Source organism: Pseudothauera lacus (assembly GCF_003034845.1).
Classification (GTDB): domain Bacteria; phylum Pseudomonadota; class Gammaproteobacteria; order Burkholderiales; family Rhodocyclaceae; genus Pseudothauera; species Pseudothauera lacus.
The window spans coordinates 133803-142087 of the sequence record NZ_PZKC01000011.1 but is presented as its reverse complement, the minus strand read 5'-3'; the positions used below and the strand labels follow the sequence as shown (position 1 = coordinate 142087).

The window sequence follows — 8285 nt, the reverse complement described above, 5'->3', positions numbered from 1 at the left end:
GGTTTCGCTCCACGCTTCCTCCCCACACTCGGTCACCCTCATGCAGTTGCGCTTCGCTTCATTTGCCGTGGTCAGCTTATGGGAGGACTTCCACCTCCAAAATCGCGCCCATGCTGGGCGCACAACGCATTCGGCCCCGCCGTAGCGGGGCCGAATGTTGAGGCTGTGGCCGGGACGGGAATTACATCCCCATGCCCATGCCGCCCATGCCACCCATGCCGCCCATGTCGGGCATGCCGCCGGCCGGCTTGTCTTCGGCCAGTTCGCCGACCATGCAGTCGGTGGTGAGCATCAGGCTGGCGACGGACGCGGCGTTCTGCAGCGCGGTGCGGGTCACCTTGGTGGGGTCCAGCACGCCCATTTCAACCATGTCGCCGTACTCGCCGGTGGCAGCGTTGAAGCCATAGTTGCCCTTGCCTTCGACAACCTTGTTGACCACCACGGACGCTTCGTCGCCAGCGTTGGCAACGATTTCACGCAGCGGCTGCTCCATCGCGCGCAGCACGATCTTGATGCCGGCGTCCTGGTCGTGGTTGTCGCCCTTCAGGCCGGCCAGGTTGGCGCGGGCACGCAGCAGCGCAACACCGCCGCCGGGGACGATGCCCTCTTCCACTGCAGCGCGGGTGGCGTGCAGGGCGTCTTCGACGCGGGCCTTCTTTTCCTTCATCTCGACTTCGGTGGCAGCACCGACCTTGATCACCGCCACGCCGCCGGCCAGCTTGGCGACGCGTTCCTGCAGCTTCTCGCGGTCGTAGTCGGAGGTGGCTTCCTCGATCTGCACACGGATCTGCTTGACGCGCGCTTCGATGGCATTCTCGTCGCCGGCACCATCGATGATGATGGTGTTTTCCTTGCCGATCTCGATGCGCTTGGCCTGGCCCAGTTCGGCCAGAGTGGCCTTCTCGAGGGTGAGACCGACTTCTTCGGCGATGACCTGGCCACCGGTGAGGATGGCGATGTCTTCGAGCATGGCCTTGCGACGGTCGCCGAAGCCCGGGGCCTTGACGGCGCAGGTCTTGAGGATGCCGCGGATGTTGTTCACCACCAGGGTGGCCAGCGCTTCGCCGTCCACGTCTTCAGCGATGATCAGCAGCGGACGGCCGGCCTTGGCAACCTGTTCCAGCACCGGCAGCAAGTCGCGGATGTTGGAGATCTTCTTGTCGAACAGCAGGACGAAGGGGTTTTCCAGGATGGCAACCTGCTTGTCCGGGTTGTTGATGAAGTAGGGCGACAGGTAGCCGCGGTCGAACTGCATGCCTTCGACCACGTCCAGTTCGTTCTGCAGGCTCTTGCCGTCTTCGACGGTGATCACGCCTTCCTTGCCGACCTTGTCCATGGCCTTGGCGATGATGTCGCCAATGTCAGCGTCGGAGTTGGCGGAGATGGAGCCGACCTGGGCGATTTCCTTGTTGGTCGAGCAGGGCTTGGAGAGCTTCTTGAGCTCTTCGATGGTGGCGATCACGGCCTTGTCGATGCCGCGCTTGAGGTCCATCGGGTTCATGCCGGCGGCGACGAACTTCATGCCTTCACGGACGATGGACTGGGCCAGCACGGTGGCGGTGGTGGTGCCGTCACCGGCGATGTCGGAGGTCTTGGAAGCGACTTCCTTGACCATCTGCGCGCCCATGTTCTCGAACTTGTCCTTGAGTTCGATTTCCTTGGCGACGGAGACGCCGTCCTTGGTCACGGTGGGGGCGCCGAAGGAGCGCTCCAGCACCACGTTGCGGCCCTTCGGGCCGAGGGTCACCTTGACCGCGTTGGCGAGGATGTTGACGCCGGCGACCATGCGCTCGCGGGCGGAATCACCAAACTTGACTTCTTTAGCTGCCATTCTTCAGAACTCCTTGAGTATTCGGTTGCGGATCGTGGGAGGCGGAGTCAGGCTCAGGCCTCGACCACACCCATGATGTCTTCCTCGCGCATGACGAGGAGCTCCTCACCTTCGACCTTCACGGTCTGGCCGGCGTACTTGCCGAACAGCACCTTGTCACCGACGGCGACGGCCATCGGGCGGACCTTGCCGTCGTCCAGGATCTTGCCGTTGCCGACGGCCAGCACTTCGCCCTGGTCGGGCTTCTCGCCGGCGGAGTCGGGGATCACGATACCGCTGGCGGTCTTGCGTTCGGCTTCCAGACGCTTGACGATCACGCGATCATGCAAGGGACGAATCTTCATCGAGCACTCCTTGGTTTCGAATTGACACTGACTGTGCGGCCGCAGCCGCATGATTGAAATCATCGATCTGCGGGAGGCTGTTAGCACTCACCGCCGACGAGTGCTAATAATAGGGACGCCCTCGCCCCATTTCAAGGGGCGGCTGCTCAGAAAAGTTCGATATTGGATTTCTTCGGCGGCTGGGCCAGGCTCGCGGCGTAGACCTGTTCCTGGCTCTCGATGCGCTGCGAGATGGCCAGGGAGCTCGCCGCGCGCTTGCAGAACACATCGCCGCTGCGGGGGTCGAGCACCACCTTGCGCGAGCAGTGGCCGAGAAAATCCGAGGCCACCAGAGGGATGCCCTCGCGCCCCAGCCAGTCGCGGGCGAACTCGACATTGCGCTGGCCGATCTGGCTGCGATCGAGGGAAGACACCACCATGCCCCCGCCGAAGGCCTTGGCGACCAGGCGCGCTTTCTTCGCTCCGCGCACCAGCATGGCGTTGAGCAGCGCCTCCATCGAGTAGTCCCCGGCCAGCAGGGCATCGACGTCGTCCCTGCCGGCGACGCGCTCGAAGCGCGGCAGCATGAAATGGTTGAGGCCGCCGAGCTTGACCGCCGGGTCGTACAGCGCCACCGCCACACAGGAACCGAGCAGCGTCGCCACCGGGCGCTCGCGCTCCACCGCCCAGCCGCCCGGCATGATCACCTGCGCGCTGCGCTCCAGTTCCCGTCCGATGAGGTTGTCGTCGCTGTTCATTATCAGAATGCAATGGCTATGCCGAAGTGCAGGCGCAGGCTGCGCGTCTCCCGCCCCCAGGCAAGATCGAGCGCCAGAGGCCCGGCCGGACTCGCCCAGCGCGCCCCCACACCATACCCGAGCTTGAGATCGAAGGCGCGCCGATCGTCGTTGGCATCGCCCGCATCGACGAAGGTCGCCACCCCCCATTGCGGCAGGAACCAATGCACGTACTCGGCACTGGCCACCGCGAGGTAACGCCCGCCGACAACCGCCTCGCCCTCGCTCACCCCCAGGCTCTGGTAGGCATAGCCGCGCACGCTCTGCGCCCCGCCGGTGCGGAAGAGAAAGTCCTGCGGCACGCCCTTGCGCTCCGGCGCCAGGGTGGCACCGAGCTCGCCGCGCAGGACAAGCACGTCACGACTGCCTACCGGCTGGTAGCGCACGGCACGCCCGTACAGGCGGACGAAGTCCTGGCCGGCAAGCGCCAGGCGCGTGCCGCCGCCGAGCTGGAACTCCAGCACGTGGCCGCGGCGCGGATCGAGCAGATCGTCCACCGCACGCTGCACCCAGGTCCAGTTCGCGCTCAGGGTGCTGGCGCTGCTGCGCTCGCCGCCCTCGGGGTGACGGCGTTCCTGCTGCAGGCGCAGGGCGATCTGGGTTTCGATGTTGCCGCGGCTGCGGGTCAGGGCGCCGCCGACGGCCTGGGTACCGAGGCGCAGGCCCTGGACATCGGTGTGCTCGGCGAGCACGCCAAAACTGTAGCGCTGCCCGGCGGCCTCCGGCGGCAGGAAGATGTCGGCATAGGCCGACTGGCGACGCTGCTCGAGGCGCACCCCGGTGCTCAGCTCCCAGGCCCGCTGGCGCAGGTTCACGTCGCGGTAGTTGAACTCGACGCGATAACCGGTATTGGTCGAATAGCCGCCGCCGAAACCGAGCTGGCGCGACTGCGCCTCGCTAACCTCGACCTGCACGGGCACGGCGGCAGCAAGGGCGGGGTCGGGATCGATGCTCACCGTCACCGAACCGAACTGCGGCGCCGCCTGCAGGGCGCTCTGGAAGGCCAGCAGACGCTCGCGGTCGTACCGTTCGCCGATGCGCAGGGTACTGTAGCGACTGATCAGGTCCTCCGGCAGGCGGCTCAGGCCGCTGCCGTGCACCTCGCCGAGAAAGAACGGCGGGCCGGAATCGACCTCGACGCTGAGCACCACCGTTGCCGCCTGCGGGTCGACTTCCGCACGACTGGAGAGCAGCCGTGCGGCGGCATAGTCGCGCGCGCCGAGGGTATCGAGCAGCGCCGCCTTGGCGCCATCCCAGGCCGCCTGGCGGAAAGGCTGACCGACCGCCAGCCCCCATTGCGCGCGCAGCGCCTCACGGCGCGCGGCGTGCGCCTCGCCGTCGGCGGCAAGTGCACCGGCAAACTCGATGCTGACCGCGCTGATACGCGCGCGCGGCCCCGGCTCCACCGTCAGCCGCCAGGGTTCGTCGGCACGCCGGCGCAGGCTGATCTCGGGGCTGAAGTAACCCTCCGTGGCGAGCAGGCCGGCGGCCTCGCGGCGCGCCCGGCGCACCATCGCGCTGCGGTCGACGGCGGCCTCAGGCACGCTGACGTCGCCACGCAGGATGCGCAGATGGCGCTGCAGCAGCGCGCGCACGCTGTCGGGCGCCTCCAGTTCCACGCGCAGCGGCTGCTGCGCCGCAGCGGGCCAGGCGGTGAGGAGCAGCACCGCCAGCAGCCACGCCCACCAGCGCTCAGGGCTCGCGGTGATAGGCAACAACCCGCTCGACCTCGTTGAGCGATCCAAGCACCACCGGCACGCGCTGGTGCAGCTTGTGCGGCTGCAGGTCGAGGATGCGCTCACGCCCCGTGCTCGCCGCGCCCCCGGCCTGCTCGACGATCATCGCCATCGGGTTGGCCTCGTACATCAGGCGCAGCTTGCCGCCCTGCTTGCGGCATTTCTCGTCGAGCGGATACATGAACACCCCGCCGCGGGTAAGGATGCGATGCACGTCGGCGACCATCGAAGCCACCCAGCGCATGTTGAAGTCGCGTTCGCGCGGCCCTTCCTTGCCCTGCTGCAGTTCCTCGACATAACGCCGCACCGGCGCTTCCCAGTGGCGGATGTTGGAGGCATTGATGGCGTACTCGCTGGTATCGGCCGGAATGCTCATGTAGGGGTGGGTGTAGACGAAGCTGCCCATCTCGCGGTCGAGGGTGAAACCATGCACGCCCTTGCCGACAGTGAGGATGAACTGGGTGGACGGGCCATACAGCGCGTAGCCGGCTGCCACCTGCTGATGGCCGGGCTGCAGGAAGGACTGCTCGGAAGGCTCGCCGCTGCCCGGGGGATTGCGCAGCACCGAGAAGATGGTGCCGACGGAAATGTTTACGTCGATGTTCGAGGAGCCGTCGAGCGGATCGAAGAGCAGCAGGTAGCCGCCCTTGGGATAGTCGAAGGGAATGTGATGCACCTCCTCGACCTCCTCGGAGGCCATCGCCGCCAGATGCCCGCCCCACTCGTTGGCCTGCAGGAGGATCTCGTTGGCGATGACGTCGAGCTTCTTCTGCGCCTCGCCCTGCACGTTGTCGGTTCCGGCCTCGCCGAGCACGCCGGCCAGCGCCCCCTTGGAGACGTTCACCGAGATGGCCTTCACCGCACGGGCCACCACCTCGATGAGCAGGCGCAGGTCCGCGGAGATGCGCCCGGCACGCTGCTGCTCGATGAGAAACTGGGTCAAAGTTACACGGCGCATGTCTGGCTTGCCTCGGTAAGTGGTTGCGAATGGGTGGATTATCCTGGAAACCGCGGTCGAACGCGCCCACGCATGCGTCGGGCGCGTCGTCCGGCAAGGCACGACAACGGTGCTTGGCCTTCCTCGGCCGCCTGCGGTTTCCTGGATTATCCCGTTTCCGCGCCCCCCGCGCAGCTGTGTCGCTGTCAGCGGTGGCGACGCCGGAGTATCATCGCCACCTTCGGGCGCCCTTGCGCCCTTGCGCCCTCGCGTCACGCGGCACGCGCCGCACCGCCTCTATGCACGTCATGGTCCTCGGCGCCGGTGTCACCGGTGTCAGCACCGCCTGGTACCTGCGCCAGGCCGGTTTCGATGTCAGCGTGGTCGACCGCCAGCCCGCCGCCGGGCTGGAAACCAGCTACGCCAACGGCGGGCAGATCTCGGTCAGTCATCCGGAGCCGTGGGCCAATCCCGCGGCCCCCTTCATCGCCCTGCGCTGGCTCGGCCGCAATGACGCCCCGCTGCGCCTGCGCCTGCGCCGCGACCCCGCACAGTGGGCGTGGACGCTGGGCTTCCTGCGTGAATGCCTGCCCTGGCGGTGCCGCCGCAACACCGCCGCAATCGCCGCACTGGCGCTACGCAGCATCGACGAACTGCGCCGCCTGCGCGAGGAGCTCGGACTGAGCTATCTGCAGCAGCAGCGCGGCATCCTGCACCTGTTCTTCAGTGCCGCCGAATTTGCCGCGGCACCTCGCCGCGTCGACGAACTCACCCGCCTGGGTATCGCCGCGCGCCTCTATCCGGGGGCCGAAGCGCTCGCCGTCGAGCCTGCCCTGGCCGGCATCGCCGGACGTCTGGCCGGCGCCATCCATGCCCCCGGCGACGAATCCGGCGACGCCCTGCGCTTCACCCAGGCGCTGGCACAGAAATGCCAGCAAGCCGGCGTGCGCTTCTACCACAACACCCACATCCGCCGTCTCGCCCACACCGGCGGACTGATCGACGGCATCGAGGTCGAGGACGAGCGCGGCCACAGCGGCACCCTCGACGCCGGCGCCTACGTGCTCTGCCTGGGCAGTCACGGGCGTGCCCTGGCCGCGCCGCTGGGCGAACGCCTGCCCATCCACCCGGTCAAGGGCTACTCCATCACCGTGCCGGTGCGCGACCCGCAGCACGCCCCGCAGGTCAGCCTGACCGATGAATCGGCGCGCATCGTCTGTTCACGCCTCGGTGACCACCTGCGCATCGCCGGCACCGCCGAACTCAACGGCTACGACTGCTCCGTCGACCCCGACCGCATCGCCGCCATCGTCGGCTGGCTGGAGCGCACCCTGCCCGGCGCCGCCGACGCTGCCCTGGCCCAGGGCTGGGCCGGACTGCGTCCGGCAACGCCGGGCAATGTCCCCATCATCGGCAAGAGCCGTTGCGTTAACCTGTGGTACAACACCGGCCACGGCACCCTCGGGTGGACGCTGGCCTGCGGCTCTGCCGCGGTACTGGCGGAGCTGATGAGCGGACGCCGTCCGGCGCTTGCCTTTCCTTTCCACGGGCGCTGAACCCACACAACAAAGACCCCATCAACAGGAGCCTCCCCATGCTCACCACCTCGCCGCGCAGCGCACTCCGCCGCCTGCTTGCCCTGCATGCCCTCGCCCTGCTGCCGCTGAGCTGCGCCGCAGTCGCCGAACCACCCGGAGCCGGCCCCGCGCCGGCGTGGAAGGCTCAGCAGGAAACGGTCTATCTGGGCTACACCGGCACCCGCTGGGCGAACGACTTCGGCATTGCCGGCGGCAGCTGCGATCGCGCGGCGGTGGCCGCGGCGCGCGCGGCCACCACCGCCGGACGGCGCGGCGAGGTGGCCACCCTGGTCGGCGGCGCAATCACCGCGGTACTCGGCGCCGAAATGGCCGCGGCCGCAGCCGAGGCCGACCGCGCATGCATCGCCCACGCCCTCGAGTTGCTGCCCCTGGGACGGCGGGCAAGCTGGAGCGACGACAGCGGTGTGCGCTTCGAGATGATTCCGGAAAACGGCTCCAACAGCCGCCACTGCCGCGACTTCACCCTGCGCGGCAGCGGCGCGCGCACCCTGCAGGCACGCGGGCGGGCCTGCCGTCAGGGCGACGGGCGCTGGGAGCTGTCCCCGCCCTGAGCGGGCTCCCTGCTCAGCGTGGCGCACGCGCAGCCTGCGGCGCCCTTGTCGGCGCAGGCGCCGGGTTCACGAAACTGCTCGCTGTCGGTATCGAAACCGACGGCCTGCAGGTGGTAGGCGAGCGCCGCATCCATGCTGGCGGCGTGGTTGTCGAACCAACCCGGCAATTCCTCCACCAGGCGGCGGCCGAGGAAGCTGTCGCCAGCCACCGCACGCGCGCGCACGTCACGCAACACGACCAGCACGCGATCGTGCTCGGCGCGATGGCAGCCGGGGAAGTCCACCTTCTCCATCCAGCGGTTTTCCTGCTCGAAGTGCGTCTCGGTGTGGGCGATGAAATCATCCAGGCGGGCAACGAAATCCTCCGCCGGAGCGCTGGCCAGGGCGTTGTAGACGGCGAGGAATTCGCGGTGGGTGTCATCCATCCTGGCGACACCGAGCTCGTACTGCTCCGACCACTGCATCAGCTTCATGGGCTTACTCTCCTGAGGGGTTGAACCTGCATCCTGGGC

The 8285-nt window shown here is 67.9% G+C and carries 8 protein-coding genes; 2 read left to right on the top strand and 6 right to left on the bottom strand.

Annotated features, from left to right (window positions below; translation table 11 throughout):
• Positions 1 to 181: 181 nt before the first annotated feature.
• The 5 genes from groL to C8261_RS13540 all read right to left on the bottom strand — a co-directional run bounded on the left by groL (position 182) and on the right by C8261_RS13540 (position 5645).
• A complete protein-coding gene (groL, locus tag C8261_RS13560; protein WP_107494253.1) occupies positions 182 to 1831 on the bottom strand; it encodes a chaperonin GroEL in 1650 nt (549 codons plus the stop codon).
• A 53-nt stretch (positions 1832 to 1884) separates the two neighbouring features.
• A complete protein-coding gene (groES, locus tag C8261_RS13555) occupies positions 1885 to 2175 on the bottom strand; it encodes a co-chaperone GroES (RefSeq protein ID WP_107494252.1) in 291 nt (96 codons plus the stop codon).
• Between the two features lie 146 nt (positions 2176 to 2321).
• Complete coding sequence (locus C8261_RS13550) at positions 2322 to 2912, bottom strand: chemotaxis protein CheD (protein ID WP_107494251.1); 591 nt, start codon at positions 2910 to 2912, stop codon at positions 2322 to 2324.
• Positions 2913 to 2914: 2 nt separating this feature from the next.
• Positions 2915 to 4666 (bottom strand): autotransporter assembly complex protein TamA, encoded by a 1752-nt coding sequence (locus C8261_RS13545; protein ID WP_408003220.1) that lies wholly within the window; start codon positions 4664 to 4666, stop codon positions 2915 to 2917.
• A complete protein-coding gene (locus C8261_RS13540) occupies positions 4644 to 5645 on the bottom strand; it encodes a class 1 fructose-bisphosphatase (RefSeq protein ID WP_107494249.1) in 1002 nt (333 codons plus the stop codon). The genes C8261_RS13545 and C8261_RS13540 overlap by 23 nt, the downstream gene beginning before the upstream one ends.
• Before the next feature lie 278 nt (positions 5646 to 5923).
• Here C8261_RS13540 and C8261_RS13535 point away from each other — a divergent pair, with 278 nt between their 5' ends.
• Entirely contained in the window at positions 5924 to 7180 is a 1257-nt protein-coding gene (locus C8261_RS13535; protein ID WP_107494248.1) for a D-amino acid dehydrogenase, read from the top strand.
• Between the two features lie 38 nt (positions 7181 to 7218).
• Positions 7219 to 7773, top strand: coding sequence for a hypothetical protein (locus C8261_RS13530; protein WP_107494247.1), 555 nt, complete (start codon positions 7219 to 7221; stop codon positions 7771 to 7773).
• Here the strand turns inward: C8261_RS13530 and C8261_RS13525 are convergent.
• On the bottom strand, positions 7737 to 8246 hold the full coding sequence (locus C8261_RS13525) for a hemerythrin domain-containing protein (protein WP_107494246.1): 510 nt from the start codon (positions 8244 to 8246) through the stop codon (positions 7737 to 7739). The two genes, C8261_RS13530 and C8261_RS13525, sit on opposite strands and share 37 nt — an antisense overlap.
• Positions 8247 to 8285 lie beyond the last annotated feature (39 nt).

Coding starts and splice junctions, on each gene's coding strand:
- C8261_RS13540 (WP_107494249.1), bottom strand. CDS start 5,645: ATGCGCCGTGTAACTTTGACCCAGTTTCTCATCGAGCAGCAGCGTGCC.
- C8261_RS13525 (WP_107494246.1), bottom strand. CDS start 8,246: ATGAAGCTGATGCAGTGGTCGGAGCAGTACGAGCTCGGTGTCGCCAGG.
- groES (WP_107494252.1), bottom strand. CDS start 2,175: ATGAAGATTCGTCCCTTGCATGATCGCGTGATCGTCAAGCGTCTGGAA.
- C8261_RS13530 (WP_107494247.1), top strand. CDS start 7,219: ATGCTCACCACCTCGCCGCGCAGCGCACTCCGCCGCCTGCTTGCCCTG.
- C8261_RS13550 (WP_107494251.1), bottom strand. CDS start 2,912: ATGAACAGCGACGACAACCTCATCGGACGGGAACTGGAGCGCAGCGCG.
- groL (WP_107494253.1), bottom strand. CDS start 1,831: ATGGCAGCTAAAGAAGTCAAGTTTGGTGATTCCGCCCGCGAGCGCATG.
- C8261_RS13535 (WP_107494248.1), top strand. CDS start 5,924: ATGCACGTCATGGTCCTCGGCGCCGGTGTCACCGGTGTCAGCACCGCC.